The sequence below is a fragment of the Flavobacterium sp. ZE23DGlu08 genome, assembly GCF_030505335.1.
Taxonomy (GTDB): Bacteria; Bacteroidota; Bacteroidia; order Flavobacteriales; family Flavobacteriaceae; genus Flavobacterium; species Flavobacterium algoritolerans.
Genome location: NZ_CP130045.1, coordinates 992,862 through 1,007,730, shown reverse-complemented (window position 1 = coordinate 1,007,730; position 14,869 = coordinate 992,862). Strand labels below are relative to the sequence as shown.

Here is a 14,869-nt window from a genome sequence, read left to right as displayed (position 1 = left end):
TCAAAAAAGCTTTACTTTGTAACTATGAATTGGATTTCCTGTATCAAAAGCTATCAGTCATACTTGAAAATCGAACGCGGTTTGTCTAAGAATACTATAGATAATTATTCTTTCGATATTGAACGGTTGTGTCTTTTTTTGACTAAAAATGAAATTGTTGTTTCACCGATTAAAATTGGAGAAGAAACAGTTCAGCAATTTATTTATAGTGTAGCTAAGGAAGTCAATCCACGTTCACAAGCCAGAATCATTTCAGGGCTTAAAAGTTTTTTTAGTTATTTGATATTTGAAGATTATCGGGTAGATAATCCATTAGAACTTATTGAAACTCCTAAAACTGGCAGGAAACTCCCGGACACTTTATCCGTGGATGAGATTGATAGTCTTATTTTTGCGATTGACTTAACCACTAACGAAGGCGAACGCAATCGCGCCATGCTCGAAACACTTTATGGATGTGGATTGCGGGTTTCCGAATTAGTTTCTTTGAAAATTTCGGATTTATTTTTTGAGGAAGGTTTTGTTAAAATAACGGGTAAAGGAAATAAACAGCGTTTTGTACCCATAAGTGATTTAACGCAGAAGTACATTCAAATTTACAGGAATACCATTAGAACTCATATCACTATTCAAAAAGGTTTTGAGGATACGCTCTTTTTAAACAGAAGAGGGAAACAGTTAACCAGAGCTATGATTTTTACTATCATTAAAAACTTAGCGGTCAAAATAGATTTGAATAAAACGATAAGTCCGCATACTTTACGACATTCTTTTGCTACTCATCTTTTAGAAAACGGGGCTGATTTGCGCTCTATACAATTGATGCTTGGGCATGAATCGATAACAACGACAGAAATATATGTGCATCTTGACAGAACGTTTCTGACTCAAGTTCTAAATTCATTTCATCCCAGAAAATAACATTTTGTTAATAATTTAAAATTTAGAATTATTTAAGAAAGAAAAGGTTTACGGATTAAGCCTAAAATTAAATTTCTGAAAATTCAGTTTATAATCTCATCAAATTGGTGGGATTTTATTGTTAATTTGCCTGTTAAATAAAAAAATATAATCTAAATTGTTCACGTATTAAATGTTATAAAAGAATATGGTTTTTGATTTTCCCCAAAACGGAAATTGCCAAGAGGTAAATGATTTTTACAGTAAATTATTTAATGAGATTCCAGATTTAATTTTTGAATTTGTGATTGCTCCTGACAATACCTATTTGTTTCCTTTAGTGAGTAAATCGGTAAACGATTTTTTTGAGCTGTCTTCAAATCATTTTGTTGACAGTGACAAATATGTGATCTATAACAGGATATTTGAAGCTGACCGATTGTCATTTTTTCAGTCATTGGTAAATGCAAAAAGGAATATTACAAGATGGGATTTTGAGTTTCGGGTTTTATTACCTGAAAAGGGATTGAGATGGCTTAAAGTTTCATCAAAACCAGAATTATATCCTGATGGTAATATTGCTTTTTATGGAAGAATTTCAGATGTAACTGACTTAAAAGAACAGGAAATCAAGCTTAAAATTTCTGAAGAACGATTTAAATTTGCTCTTGAAGCTTCTACAGCAGGAGTATGGGATTGGGATTTAACGACCAATAAAGTTTTTTATTCCTCACAATCGATGAAAATCCTGGAGCAAGAGTCTTTGGATATTTTTGATAATCCGGAACGTTGGGACGAAATTGTGCATCCGGATGATTTAGAAAAATATTACTCTGAAATCCATGATCATTTTGATAATAAAATACCTTTTTATGAAAATTACCACCGTGTTTTAACTTCCAGCGGGAAATACAAATGGATTTTAGACAGAGGAAAAGTAATTGAGCGTGATGAAGATGGGAAGCCATTGCGAGTTATTGGCACGCATACTGATATTTCTTCGCAAAAAGAAAAAGAGCTAGAATTAGTGCGAACAATGGAATTGTTTAGTCAGCAAAATAGCCGACTATTGAATTTTTCACATATTGTATCCCATAATTTAAATACACAAGCAGGAAATATTAAATCACTATTAGACATTATAGATGAGGATGATAATTTAGAGAGTAACAAAGAAATGTTGGCTCATTTGCGCACTGTTTCGAATGATTTAAACGAAACAATTGCTAATTTGACTCAATTGGTGCTAATACAAAGTAATTCGAACATTCCGATTAAATCATTAGACTTGAATTTTTATTTAAATAAGACTTTAGACTTAATCAAGAATTTAAAAAATTACAATCAAGTTACCATCATTAATGAGATTCCTGAAGGTATTTCTGTCGATTTTAATCCGGCATACTTAGAAAGTGTTTTGTTGAATTTTACAACAAATGCCATAAAATATTCGAATTCTAATAAACCAGTGGAGATAAAATACTCGTTCTCATTGGAAAATGGTAAAAAGACCTTATCGATTTCAGATAATGGATTAGGCATCGATTTGAAGAAATATGGAGATTCTCTTTTTGGTATGTACAAAACATTTCACAAGCATGAAGAGGCTAGGGGATTAGGATTGCATATCACGAAGAATCAAATAGAATCGATGAAAGGGACTGTTTCGGTTGAAAGTGAAGTAGGAGTAGGGACTACTTTTAAAATCGTTTTTCACGACAGTTTGAATGATTAGTTAATTGGGGTTGATAAATAACAAAGTATCTTTTAAAGTAACTATATAGTATGCAAAAAAAAACTTCTCAGTGATGAGAAGTTTTTTTATATGTAAATTTAAATAAATTATTTAGCAATATTCACCGCTCTTGTTTCACGAATTACAGTTACTTTAACTTGTCCAGGATACGTCATCTCCGTTTGGATTTTTTGAGAGATATCAAAAGATAAGTTAGCTGCGTTTTCATCAGAAACTTTTTCGCTTTCCACAATTACACGAAGTTCTCTACCAGCTTGAATTGCATAAGCGTTTTTTACACCGCTGAATCCGTAAGCTACTTCTTCAAGATCTTTTAGACGTTGAATATAAGAATCCAATACTTGTCTTCTCGCTCCCGGTCTTGCTCCTGAGATTGCATCACAAACCTGGATGATTGGAGATAATAATGATTTCATTTCAATCTCATCGTGGTGTGCTCCAATAGCGTTACAAACCTCTTCTTTTTCACCATATTTCTCCGCCCATTGCATTCCTAATAATGCGTGAGGTAAATCACTTTCAGCATCAGGTACCTTACCAATATCGTGTAATAAACCAGCTCTTTTAGCCAGTTTTACGTTTAAGCCAAGTTCAGCTGCCATGATTCCACAAAGTTTAGAAACTTCACGAGAGTGTTGCAATAAATTTTGTCCATAAGAAGAACGGTATTTCATACGTCCTACCACTTTAATCAATTCAGGATGTAAGCCGTGAATTCCTAGATCAATAACGGTACGTTTACCAACTTCTATAATTTCATCGTCAATTTGTTTAGCAGTTTTTGCAACTACTTCTTCAATACGAGCTGGGTGAATTCTTCCGTCAGTTACTAATTTATGTAAAGCCAAACGTGCAATTTCTCTACGTACAGGGTCAAAACAAGAAAGGATAATTGCTTCTGGTGTATCATCTACAATGATTTCTACTCCAGTCGCAGCTTCCAGTGCCCGTATGTTTCTACCTTCACGACCAATGATTCTACCTTTTACGTCGTCAGATTCAATGTTAAATACCGAAACACAGTTTTCTACTGCTTCTTCTGTACCAACTCTTTGAATGGTATTGATGATGATTTTTTTAGCTTCTTGTTGTGCTGTCAATTTTGCCTCTTCAATAGTATCTTGAATATGAGACATCGCTTTGCTTTTTGCTTCAGCTTTCAATCCTTCTACTAATTGATCTTTAGCTTCTTCAGCAGATAAACCGGAGATAACTTCCAATTGTTGCAATTGACTTTTATGCAATTTGTCAACTTCAGATTGTTTCTTATCTAGGTTTTCAATTTTAGTGGTGTATTCTAAAGTTTTAGATTCGAAATCATCATTTACTTTTTTAGCTTTTGATAATTCATTAGAAACTTGAGATTCTTTGTCACGAACTCTTTTTTCTATTTCTGCAACTTTTTTATCACGGGATAAAATAACTTGTTCGTGCTCTGATTTTAATTCAATAAACTTTTCTTTTGCTTGAAGAATTTTATCTTTTTTTATGTTTTCAGCTTCCAGATTTGCATCTTTTAATATGGATGCTGCTTCTTTTTTTGCGTTTTTAATTAAGTTTGAAATATTGCTTTTTTCAATCAATTTGGCGATCCCAAAACCTCCCGCAATACCTATAATTCCTGAAATAATAATCGTTAATATGTTGTCCATGTTTGTTAAAATTTATATATAAAAAAGCCTACATTAGATTGCTTGTATAAACTCGAAAAGACAAGTTTTGAGCTAACTCGTTGTTCAAGCTTCCAAACTGAATTGGCTTGCTATAGTAACGATGATTTGCTCATTCTAAATTGTTAGTGTTGAGTTTACCAAATATGAACTAATGTAGGCAGTATCTTAGTTTTTGTAAAGAACGTTTATTTGTCGAGATATTGATCTAAAATCGCATTGATTTTTTTAATTCTTTCGATGGTTGCTTCTCCATCTATCGCATTATCAATTTGTTTTTGTTCCGTTTGTGAGGCAAATTGTAAAGCACACATGGCTAATACATCTTGCTTGTCACGAACAGCATAATTTTCTTCAAATTGCTTGATCATCGTATCAATTTTTTTAGAAGCGCTTCTAAGGCCTTCTTCCTGAGAGAAATCAACCGTTAACGGGTAGACTCTGTCTGCGATTGATATTTTAATTTTAAGCTTTTCGTCCATATCTTTTATTAATCTGATAGCTGTGCTATACAGTAATCAATTTCGCGAATTAATGAATTTATTTTAAGCTTTGTATCTCTTTTATTATCGTCACTGCCTAGTAATGTATTTGCTACTTTGAGTGTTTCATACTGCGTTTTTAGCGCTTCAATCTCTTGTGACTGAGTTTGTATTATGGATGCAGTTTTTGTTAATTCGTTTTTCAAATCTTGATTATTTTTCTCCAAACCTTTCATTTTTGTGAAAAGTTTTTCAATCTTACTTTCAAGAGTATCAATAATTTCTGCAATTGCACTCATTATATATCTTATTCATTACATAATCATACAAAGTTAGTATTCCTTTTTAATTTTGCAATATTTTATTATTTTTTTTGCATTAAATTAATTAAATATCAGTTGTACAAATGGTTACTAACCATTTTTTTTATCGCTGTTTTGAATACTTTTTTTATCTTAGCAAAAATGTAAACGATGAGATTTTCTGTATTTTTTTTATTTTTTTGTACTTCTGTTTTTGCACAAGTTGACTATCCAAAAGATTATTTTAGATCTCCTTTAGATATTCCGATGCAATTATCAGGAAATTTTGGAGAATTGAGACCCAACCATTTTCATGCAGGTTTTGATTTAAGAACGCTACAAAAAGAAGGATTAAAAGTATACGCAGTGGCCGATGGTTATGTGTCAAGAATAAAGATTTCAACTTTTGGAAACGGAAAAACTATTTACATCAACCATCCCAATGGATACACATCAGTTTATGGGCATTTAAAAATGGCCAATGGCGAAATAGAAAACTACATCAAGAAAACGCATTATAAAGAAGCGTCATTTGAAATCGAAATGTTTTTTAAACCTGATGAAATGGTGGTGAAAAAAGGAGAAATCATTGCTTTTTCCGGTAATACAGGAGCTTCAGAAGGGCCACATTTACATTTTGAATTTCGGGATACTAAAACAGAGTTTATAATCAATCCGATGCTTTTTGGGTACGATAAATTTTTAAAAGATACAAAGAAACCTGTCGTTTCCGGAGTTTATGTGTATCCTTTGGATTCGAAAACTACGGTTAATCACTCGAAACGACCTTTGTTGCTAAATGTTTCTTTGCAAAAAGATGGAACTTACCTTTCTGATAAAGTAGTTGCAAACGGTACAATAGGTTTTGGTATATCGGCTTATGATACTGATGATGTTTCGTTTAATAATAACGGAGTATATAAAGTGCAGTCTTTTTATAATGGAAAACCAAATTTCGGTTATGAATTCAATACCTATTCATTTGACGAAATGCGCTATATCAATGCGCTGATTGATTATTCGAGATATAAGAAAATGCAGCAACGGGTTCAGAAATTATTCATGAAAAACCCGTATAATCTGAGCATTATACAAGCCGATGAAAATAAAGGAGTTTTACAGGTAACTCCAAATTTAGCATCTTTATATCGTATTGAAGTTTCGGATTTTTTTGGAAATAAAAAAACAATAGCTATTCCTATTCAATATGATTTATTGTCTACAACTATCAGTCCTGAGCCAGTTCAATCGAACTATTTTGTCAAAGCGAATAAAGACAGCAATTTTGCTTTAGCAAATATGTCGGTTTTCTTTCCTGCGGGAACTTTTTATGAAGATTTTGATTTGAATTTTGATGTAAAAAATGACACTTTGTTTTTACACGACGATACAGTTCCTGCCCACACTAATTTTACGGTTTCAATTGAAGATACAAAATCGACTGAAGCGCAGAGAGAGAAAATGTTCATTGGCAGAATAGAAGGAAAGAAAATAAATTACAATCCAACCTATAGAAAAGACAGCATATTCAACACAAAGGTTAAAATTTTAGGTAAATATGCTTTGGTTGCAGATACTATTGCACCAAAAATAACTATGGCGGTTCCTGTTGAAGGGAAATGGATTAGCGAGCAAAAAACAATTCAGCTTTCTATATACGATGACGTGTCTGGCATAAAATCATACAATGGCTATTTAAACGGAAAATGGGTGTTATTCGAATATGATAATAAAACCAGAAAACTAACCCATTATTTTACTGATGGAATTGTTGCTGAAGGTGCCAATGATTTAAAAGTTGTTGTGATTGATAATGTAGGAAATTCAACTACCTTTGAAACTCGTTTTTTTAGAAGCCAAAAAAAATAAAAACCAAATCATTTGAGTACTAATAAATTAATTTTTGTTTTCTTTTTCTTCTTCGTAAGCCTATCTTTATTGGCTCAAACGGCTAGAATAAAAGGAGTTATTTTAGACAAAAACAATCAACCCGTAGGTAACGTAAATGTTTCTTATTCCAGTATTGGCACTCAATCCAATAAAAATGGATTTTACGATCTAAAAGTTCCTGCGAACCAAAAAGTAACGCTTGTTTTTACGCATGTTTCGTTAAAAAAAATAACAATAACTTTTTCTTTGGATTCCAATGAGCAAAAGGAGTTCAACCCAGTAATGAGTGATCAGGAAGAACAAATGGGGGAAGTGATTGTGACGTCCAATAATAGAAAGCTGATTCAAGGAATTTCTACAATTGAGCCTGAGGTTATCCGAAAAATTCCAGGAGCTAATGCCGGTATCGAAAATATTTTAAAAACCTTGCCGGGAGTAAACTCTAATAACGAATTGAGTACACAATATGCCGTGCGCGGTGGGAATTATGATGAGAATTTGGTTTATGTAAACGAAATTGAAGTTTATCGCCCGTTCCTGATTCGTTCGGGACAGCAAGAAGGTTTGAGTTTCACTAATACGGATTTGGTGCAAAATGTGGATTTCTCGGCGGGAGGTTTTCAAGCTAAATTTGGAGATAAACTATCGTCTGTTTTAGATATTACGTATCGAAAACCGGTTAAATTTGGCGCAAGCCTTGAAGCGAGTTTTCTTGGTGGAAGTCTTTCTGTTGATGCGGTTTCTAAAGATAAAAAATGGTCTGCGGTAACGGGAGTTCGATATCGAAACAACAGCCTTTTGGTAAAAAGCCAAGAGACGCAGACGAATTTTACGCCGTCATTTGCAGATATTCAAACCAATATAAATTATCAGGCTTCGGCTAAATGGCAGTGGAGTTTTTTGGGGAATATTTCTCAAAATAAATACCAATATCAGCCATTGACGAGACAGACTACTTTTGGAACCATAGATAATCCTATGGCACTTACTGTTTTTTATGAAGGTCAGGAAAAGGATAAATACGATACTTATTTTGGAGCTTTAAAAACAACATTCAATGTTTCGGATAATTTTACGTTGAAATTCATCGGTTCTGTTTTTCATACTTTAGAACAAGAATATTTTGATATTTTCGCCCAATACCGTTTAGGCGAAGTGGATTCCAGTATTGGGTCAGAAACTTTTGGAGAAGTCGCTTTTACAAGAGGAATTGGTTCGCAGCTGAGTCATGCCAGAAATGATTTGGATGCACTAATTGTAAATACCGAGATAAAAGGATTCCACGATTGGAAAGAAAATCAATTTGAATGGGGAATTAAATATACACGGGAATCCATTCGTGACAGAATAATAGAGTGGGAGGTAATTGATTCGGCTGGTTTTTCATTGAATCCACCAATTATTGATTTGCCTAAAAATGATCAGCCGTATTCGCCTTACACCGGACCGCTTGTTCCGTATCAAAATATTCGAGCGACTAATTTTAACTCCATCAATAGATTTTCGGGTTATGGTCAATGGAGTTTAAAATCGAATATTGGTTCGAGTGAAGTTTGGTATAATGCTGGCGTGCGCATGCACAATTGGGAAGTTATAGGTACTGCTATAACTGGAAAGTCCCAAATTACTTTTAGTCCCAGAGCACAGTTTGCCATAAAACCAGATTGGGAGAAAGATATGGTTTTTAGACTTTCAGGAGGATTATACCATCAGCCGCCATTTTACAGGGAATTGAGAGGTGAGGATGGAATGGTGCAACCCAATACTAAGGCGCAACAATCGGTGCATGTTGTTTTTGGGAATGATTATAGTTTTAAGATGTGGGATTGTCCTTTTAAATTGGTCTCGGAGTTGTATTATAAATCGCTGACAGATGTAAATACGTACACGATTGACAATGTTCGCATTCGTTACGCAGCCAATAATAATGCAACAGCCTATGCTCAAGGATTAGATGTTCGCTTGAACGGGGAATTTGTTCCCGGAACAGAATCTTGGTTTAGCTTTGGTTATTTAAAAACTGAAGAAAATAGTGATAAAGGATATATTGCCAGACCTACGGATCAAAGATTGAAATTTGGGCTTTTGTTTCAAGATTATATGCCTAATATTCCAAGTATAAAATTGTACTTGAATTTGGTTTACAATACTGGATTGCCGGGAGGTTCGCCATCGTATGCTGATCCTTACTTATACCAAAATCGATTGAATGATTACCGCCGTGTAGATGTTGGTTTCTCCAAAGTTTTTATAGATAATACTACAAAAAAAGAGAATAATACGGGTTGGTTTAAAAACTTTAAAGAGTTGACGATAGGATTAGAAATTTTTAATCTTTTTGACAATCAAAATGCCATAACGAATACTTGGGTTCGGGATGTATATTCGAAAAATCAATATGCAATTCCTAATTATATGACCACCAGAGTTTTTAATGTAAAATTGACTGCGAAGTTATAAACGTTAAGAAGCGGTAAAGTTTAACCCAATTTTAATTCGTTAAATCAAGTATTGAATGGCGTTACCATTTTTAAAAATGATTACATTTGAATTTTAATAGTACAACAACATGAAAAAACTACATATCACAATATTAGGAATCGCAATTCTGCTTTTAACCAGTTGTAAAGAAGAGGTTGAAAAACCAAAAGTTACTTACGATGGAGCGAGTAGGGCTAAAGAACTAGCCAAAGCGGATTCTACCCAAATACAAATTGCCGATTTGCCACTTCAAATGGAAGGAACGGATTATTTGATTCATCCCGTAGCTGATTTAAGCATTCGCGAGAAAGGGATAAAATCGAGATATGGTTCTTCCAGTGTGAACGATTTGAGTTTTACTATATCTAATTATGGCGAATATGAAATCACAGGTTTTTTGCAGAATTTAAAATTTCAAAAAGTTGATTCGGATTCCATCAGAAAATTGACAGACAAACCTGTTTTGATTCAAACTGCTACGTATTTAAAATCGGTTGCTGATAAAACCAATAACCAGATTATGGTGTATACTATGGTTGACATGGATACGAATAAAGACGGAAAATTAGATACAAGTGATATAAAAGCATTGTATTTAAGCGAAATCAGCGGGGAGAAATTCACTAAAATATCTTCCGATTTTCAGGAATTAATAGATTGGAAATTGATAGGGTCGAAAAATCGTTTGTACTACAGAACCGTTGAGGATACTAATAAAAACGGAGAGTTTGACAAGAAAGATGTGGTGAATTACTACTATATCGATTTGTCAAAAAAGGAATGGAAAATTATTGGTTACGAGCCAGTTTAGTAACACTAATTCTAAATCAAAATATCACTTTCCAAGTCTGATTTTTCAATGGTGAAATCAAATCCCAGTTGCTTTACTAATTGAATAACCAGGTTTTTATACCAGTTTTCAGATTTGGGATGAATGTATATTTTTTCAATCAATTGATTGATATCTACATTGATTTTAAGTCCCTCATTGATTTTGATGTCATTTTTACCAATGTCAGTGATGATTCGTACTTCGCCTTCATATTGAAAACTTTTTCGCTTGAATAAAAAAGGAAAAAACATATCATCAAACGGAATGTGTTCCTTTTTGTAATCGATGTAATTTACTTCCCCAATATATTGATTGAAATTAGTTTCCGGAATAAGAGATTCCTGTAATCTGCCAATGGTTGATTGTATCGCCAAACCTTCACTATTTTGGGTGAAAATCTGCCACATAGCAAACGATTCATATTCATTGATATGCCAGCTGCTAATCGCGACTTTTTCCCGATGTGTTTTGTAATAGTTTAAAAAGTCAGGATTGTCAATGGAAAGTTTTTTTATTTCCTCAAAAGTGGGTTCGCTAAAAGTGCCTTCATATTGATCTTCAAATTTATCAGATCGCGACATGAATAACTTCTCAGACATTAATAAATCTAAGAATTTAGATAAGTCAAGATATTTCCAAACAATAGTATTTGGGTCTTCAGGTAGTTTTATGTTTTGATTATTGATGTACATTTAAATTATTTAAAAAATTGTCGGGGCAACAAGTAAATAAGACACGTAAAGTTCACCAATTTATTTTAGAATTATGATTTAAGGACTTGTTTTTTTATAATGATTTTTTGTCCATTCAGCTTTTCTATTTCATAGCTGTCTTTTTTAAGATTTTCAATTCTCCACAATAAAAAATCACACTCGTCTTTAAAATCAATTGCCGTTAAACCATTTATTGATTTTATTTCTTCTTCTGTAGCTAATTCTTTTGCTGAACTTTCAGAATTGTTGTTTTTACCGACTATTATTAACTTGCCATTTTTCAAAAAACAATCGGCATCAAAACTCATTTGTAAAGAAATAGGTTTGTTTGAAAGTTTCAAATAATATTTAGAATTGTCATTGTTTAGTATCATAATTGAGGATAATTGAGAAAAGAATTTGAGCCCGATTTTATTTTCAATATTGGCCCTGATTTCAATTTTTAAATCATCAAATCTTGTGTTGCCTATCATCAAATTATCAAAGCTTAAAGTCTCGTACTTGTTGATTTCCATATTTGAAAGACTCATTGTCAATCGCGAACCAGAAATTATTGCATCTTGATTTTCTTGTTTTAGTTTTTTAAAAAAGGGTTCTTTCTCAGAAACTTCAAAAAAGTCGTTATATCCTAAGTCTACTAAGCAATTTTTGAATACTGTTTCATTGATGCTAAAAGTAGTGAAATGTCGGTTGTTTTTATAATTAATGGGCATTTCGAGCATTTCGTCTGAATATTCAAAAGTTGATTTTGAGACGTATAAAAGTTTTTTTTCAAAATCAATTTTCCAGTTCAGCTTGTTGATTGCATTTGCACCTAATAAATAATAATTATTACAAGTCAAAAACGGCATGTCATAAACGACACTTTTTATATTTTTAATTTCGAAAGAGCCAATTGTTACTGTTTCAATCATGGCTTCTGACATTGAGTTTACATTCTCATTGCTGTCAGTGATATTCTTTTTCCCAGCAATTCGTATTTTAGTATCACTTGCTTTCGCAGATGTAATAACTCCAATAGCTGCACCTGTATCTAACACAAAATCAGTTTCGACACCATTTATTTGTCCCTTGAAAACTAATAATGATGATGAAGTAGTAAAGGGAATTGTATCAATTTTGACAGATTGAGCTTTACTTAAAAAAGATATTAAAAAGAGCACTGAGAGTAGTAGATTTTTTCTCATTGGTATTGATTTGATTTTTGAGATTTTAGTTTTCGTAATGTTCGACCGATGAAGATACCACCAATAATTCCTGGTAAACTCCACGCTAAAACTGCGGGTAAAAAAGTGTTATTAATAACAAGAAATGCTGTAAAAGCTGCAATATAAGCTCCAGTCATTCTACCGATATGATTCTTTAATCCGTATAATTTATCAGTTACTTTTCCGGTGTAAGCTTTGTATTCAACGGAACATAATCGCAAACTAATACTTCCAAACAGAATATAAACTATCCCGAAAATTTGTTTTGCTAACATATATTTAAACCCAATATAAAAGAAGATAATACTGGAAATAAGCATTAGAATAGTTAAAAAAGCATCGCCTATTTTAGGTTTTTGACCCAGATGAGCCTTTTTTAAATGAATCATTCGATAGCCTGAAATAGACAGGTAAATTGTAAACACGCCTACTATAAAAAGGAATAAGTTAGGATGTACATACGAAAGGTAGAATGCGCACAAACCAGTTGAAACCATGGCTAAAGTAAATACTTTGCCAAGTTTTTTATGAATGACATCTCCTTTTTTGCGAATTAAAAGCAGCGTTCCTAACAGTAATCCGGTGAATCCGGAAATGATATGAATGGTTAAGATAATTTTGAAAATCATATTTTTCAGTATTAAATTAAAAAGGTTGAGTAAATATATTAGATGTTACTCAACCTTTTTTAAATTTCTTACTGAACTGTAATTTTAACAGTCTGAAGTGTATTTTATGGCAACTTACTCGAAAGACTGCATGGTAACTAATTTATTATATGTCCCATTCATTGCAATAAGTTCCTCGTGTTTTCCTTGCTCCACTATTTTTCCTTTTTGCATTACCACAATCAAATCGGCTTTTTGAATGGTAGAAAGACGGTGTGCAATAACAATTGAAGTTCTGTTTTGCATCATGTTTTCCAGTGCTACTTGAACGAATTTTTCGCTTTCCGTGTCCAATGCTGAAGTTGCTTCATCCAAAATCATAATTGGAGGATTTTTCAAAACTGCTCTGGCAATGGATAATCGTTGTTTTTGTCCACCGGAAAGTTTGTTTCCGCTGTCGCCAATATTTGTATGAATTCCCAATGGCAAGTCTTTCACAAATTCGTAAGCATTTGCAATTTTTAGGGCTTCAATGATTTCTGTATCAGTGGCATCATGTTTTCCCAAAGCAATATTTGCTTTTATAGTATCATTAAACAAAATACTGTCTTGCGTTACTAATCCCATTAAATCACGAAGGGAATGCAGGTTCATGTCTTTGATGTCAATTCCATCAATAGCGATTGTACCTTCATTTACATCATAAAAACGAGTCAATAAATTGGCAATCGTACTTTTTCCACTACCGGATTGTCCTACAAGAGCAACAGTTTGTCCTTTCTTAACTTGAAGCGAAAAGTCTTTTAAAACATTTTCGTCCTCGTATCTGAAATTAATATTCGTAATTGCGATACTGTCTTCAAAAGTTAATTTTTTAATTGCATTTTCGCTGTCTGTTATCTCATTTTTTACTTCTAAAACTTCAAAAACACGTTGGGCTGCTGCTAGTCCATTTTTTACCGAATAAGAGGCTTTAGAAATGGCTTTGGCAGGAGTTAAGATGTTATAGGCAAGACCCATGTAAGCTAGGAATTTAGCTCCATCAAGTAATGCTTTTCCATTAGGTAATTTGTCAACAAGTACCATTTTTCCACCAAACCAAAGTAATATGCAAATAGTAATGATCCCTAAGAACTCACTTAAAGGTGTAGCCAAGTTGTTTTTTTTACCTATACTGTTAGACAATTTTAAAACTCGGGTAACTGAATCATTAAATTTTTGTTTAAAATTTGATTCGGCATTATAGCTTTTAACAACTTTTAGTCCAGATAACGATTCTTCTACAATCGATATTAGATAACCGTTTTCATATTGTACTCTTTCGGATTTGCTGCGCAGTGATTTACCAATTTTTGATATTAATAGTCCTGAAAGAGGGATGAAAATAAAGACAAACAAGGTTAACTTGAAACTGATTGCAATCATACCAACGAGGGTGAATATGATGGTCATTGGCTCCTTAACAATTAATTCTAAGACAGAAAAAAAAGAATTTTGAACCTCATTTACATCACCTAGCATTCGAGCCATAATATCACCTTTTCTTTTTTCGGAATAGTAGGAAACAGGTAAGTTGATGATTTTGTGATACATTGAATTTCTTAAATCCTTCAATACACCATTTTTAAGATGCATCAAATGATTAGATGCTAAGTAATTAAATAGATTTTTGAATAGGAAAGTTATACTCACTATGGCAATAACTAACAGTAAGGCAAATTCAGGACCATTCTTTTCGGTTAGTAGTGTGATGTTGTAATATAAGTACTCTTTAGAAAATTTGATGATGTCAAAAATTGACTCTAAAACAGGTTTTTCATTGACTTTTTCAGTAGTGCCAAAAAGGACATCCATCATTGGGATTAATGCAATAAAAGACAAGGTGCTAAAGAGTGCGTAAAAAATATTGAATATTACGTTCCAAACCACATGAGAACGGTACGGGTTTGTGAAAGGAATAATTTTTTTGAAATTTGAATCCATTTAAGTTGTTTTTTTATCATCAAGACCCGATAAGTGGAGAACTT

12 protein-coding genes and 1 other RNA gene are annotated in these 14,869 nt (G+C 32.8%); 5 read left to right on the top strand and 8 right to left on the bottom strand.

What is annotated here, in order from left to right:
- Positions 1-24: 24 nt before the first annotated feature.
- Positions 25-921: a site-specific tyrosine recombinase XerD gene (gene xerD, locus Q1W72_RS04450; protein ID WP_099716108.1), complete on the top strand. Its 897-nt coding sequence runs from the start codon at positions 25-27 to the stop codon at positions 919-921.
- A gap of 187 nt (positions 922-1,108) precedes the next feature.
- A complete protein-coding gene (locus Q1W72_RS04445; protein WP_302137458.1) occupies positions 1,109-2,635 on the top strand; it encodes a PAS domain-containing protein in 1,527 nt (508 codons plus the stop codon).
- A 107-nt stretch (positions 2,636-2,742) separates the two neighbouring features.
- Here the strand turns inward: Q1W72_RS04445 and rny are convergent, their stop codons facing one another.
- From rny to Q1W72_RS04425, 4 genes are all read right to left on the bottom strand, one after another.
- On the bottom strand, positions 2,743-4,308 hold the full coding sequence (gene rny, locus Q1W72_RS04440) for a ribonuclease Y (protein WP_099716106.1): 1,566 nt from the start codon (positions 4,306-4,308) through the stop codon (positions 2,743-2,745).
- 48 nt (positions 4,309-4,356) lie between these two features.
- Positions 4,357-4,463, bottom strand: a non-coding RNA gene (gene ssrS, locus Q1W72_RS04435) — 6S RNA.
- A gap of 51 nt (positions 4,464-4,514) precedes the next feature.
- The gene (locus tag Q1W72_RS04430) at positions 4,515-4,808 is read right to left on the bottom strand and encodes a cell division protein ZapA (protein ID WP_099716105.1); all 294 of its coding nucleotides are present in this window, start codon (positions 4,806-4,808) and stop codon (positions 4,515-4,517) included.
- 8 nt (positions 4,809-4,816) lie between these two features.
- The gene (locus tag Q1W72_RS04425) at positions 4,817-5,107 is read right to left on the bottom strand and encodes a hypothetical protein (protein ID WP_099716104.1); all 291 of its coding nucleotides are present in this window, start codon (positions 5,105-5,107) and stop codon (positions 4,817-4,819) included.
- 174 nt (positions 5,108-5,281) lie between these two features.
- Here Q1W72_RS04425 and Q1W72_RS04420 point away from each other — a divergent pair, with 174 nt between their 5' ends.
- The 3 genes from Q1W72_RS04420 to Q1W72_RS04410 all read left to right on the top strand — a co-directional run bounded on the left by Q1W72_RS04420 (position 5,282) and on the right by Q1W72_RS04410 (position 10,292).
- A complete protein-coding gene (locus tag Q1W72_RS04420) occupies positions 5,282-6,979 on the top strand; it encodes a M23 family metallopeptidase (RefSeq protein ID WP_302137457.1) in 1,698 nt (565 codons plus the stop codon).
- A gap of 12 nt (positions 6,980-6,991) precedes the next feature.
- Complete coding sequence (locus Q1W72_RS04415; RefSeq protein ID WP_302137456.1) at positions 6,992-9,460, top strand: TonB-dependent receptor; 2,469 nt, start codon at positions 6,992-6,994, stop codon at positions 9,458-9,460.
- Between the two features lie 109 nt (positions 9,461-9,569).
- Complete coding sequence (locus tag Q1W72_RS04410; protein ID WP_099716101.1) at positions 9,570-10,292, top strand: hypothetical protein; 723 nt, start codon at positions 9,570-9,572, stop codon at positions 10,290-10,292.
- A gap of 11 nt (positions 10,293-10,303) precedes the next feature.
- Here Q1W72_RS04410 and Q1W72_RS04405 read toward each other — a convergent pair whose 3' ends face one another.
- The 4 genes from Q1W72_RS04405 to Q1W72_RS04390 all read right to left on the bottom strand — a co-directional run bounded on the left by Q1W72_RS04405 (position 10,304) and on the right by Q1W72_RS04390 (position 14,825).
- Positions 10,304-11,005: a hypothetical protein gene (locus tag Q1W72_RS04405; protein WP_302137455.1), complete on the bottom strand. Its 702-nt coding sequence runs from the start codon at positions 11,003-11,005 to the stop codon at positions 10,304-10,306.
- Positions 11,006-11,076: 71 nt separating this feature from the next.
- A complete protein-coding gene (locus Q1W72_RS04400; protein ID WP_302137454.1) occupies positions 11,077-12,213 on the bottom strand; it encodes a retropepsin-like aspartic protease in 1,137 nt (378 codons plus the stop codon).
- A complete protein-coding gene (locus Q1W72_RS04395) occupies positions 12,210-12,863 on the bottom strand; it encodes a hypothetical protein (RefSeq protein ID WP_099716098.1) in 654 nt (217 codons plus the stop codon). The genes Q1W72_RS04400 and Q1W72_RS04395 overlap by 4 nt, the downstream gene beginning before the upstream one ends.
- Before the next feature lie 114 nt (positions 12,864-12,977).
- Positions 12,978-14,825, bottom strand: coding sequence for an ABC transporter ATP-binding protein (locus Q1W72_RS04390; RefSeq protein WP_099716097.1), 1,848 nt, complete (start codon positions 14,823-14,825; stop codon positions 12,978-12,980).
- Positions 14,826-14,869 lie beyond the last annotated feature (44 nt).

Bases quoted from the DNA above. Each gene is read 5' to 3' on its own strand.
- xerD (WP_099716108.1), top strand. From the start codon at position 25: ATGAATTGGATTTCCTGTATCAAAAGCTATCAGTCATACTTGAAAATC.
- Q1W72_RS04445 (WP_302137458.1), top strand. From the start codon at position 1,109: ATGGTTTTTGATTTTCCCCAAAACGGAAATTGCCAAGAGGTAAATGAT.
- rny (WP_099716106.1), bottom strand. From the start codon at position 4,308: ATGGACAACATATTAACGATTATTATTTCAGGAATTATAGGTATTGCG.
- Q1W72_RS04430 (WP_099716105.1), bottom strand. From the start codon at position 4,808: ATGGACGAAAAGCTTAAAATTAAAATATCAATCGCAGACAGAGTCTAC.
- Q1W72_RS04425 (WP_099716104.1), bottom strand. From the start codon at position 5,107: ATGAGTGCAATTGCAGAAATTATTGATACTCTTGAAAGTAAGATTGAA.
- Q1W72_RS04420 (WP_302137457.1), top strand. From the start codon at position 5,282: ATGAGATTTTCTGTATTTTTTTTATTTTTTTGTACTTCTGTTTTTGCA.
- Q1W72_RS04410 (WP_099716101.1), top strand. From the start codon at position 9,570: ATGAAAAAACTACATATCACAATATTAGGAATCGCAATTCTGCTTTTA.
- Q1W72_RS04405 (WP_302137455.1), bottom strand. From the start codon at position 11,005: ATGTACATCAATAATCAAAACATAAAACTACCTGAAGACCCAAATACT.
- Q1W72_RS04400 (WP_302137454.1), bottom strand. From the start codon at position 12,213: ATGAGAAAAAATCTACTACTCTCAGTGCTCTTTTTAATATCTTTTTTA.
- Q1W72_RS04395 (WP_099716098.1), bottom strand. From the start codon at position 12,863: ATGATTTTCAAAATTATCTTAACCATTCATATCATTTCCGGATTCACC.
- Q1W72_RS04390 (WP_099716097.1), bottom strand. From the start codon at position 14,825: ATGGATTCAAATTTCAAAAAAATTATTCCTTTCACAAACCCGTACCGT.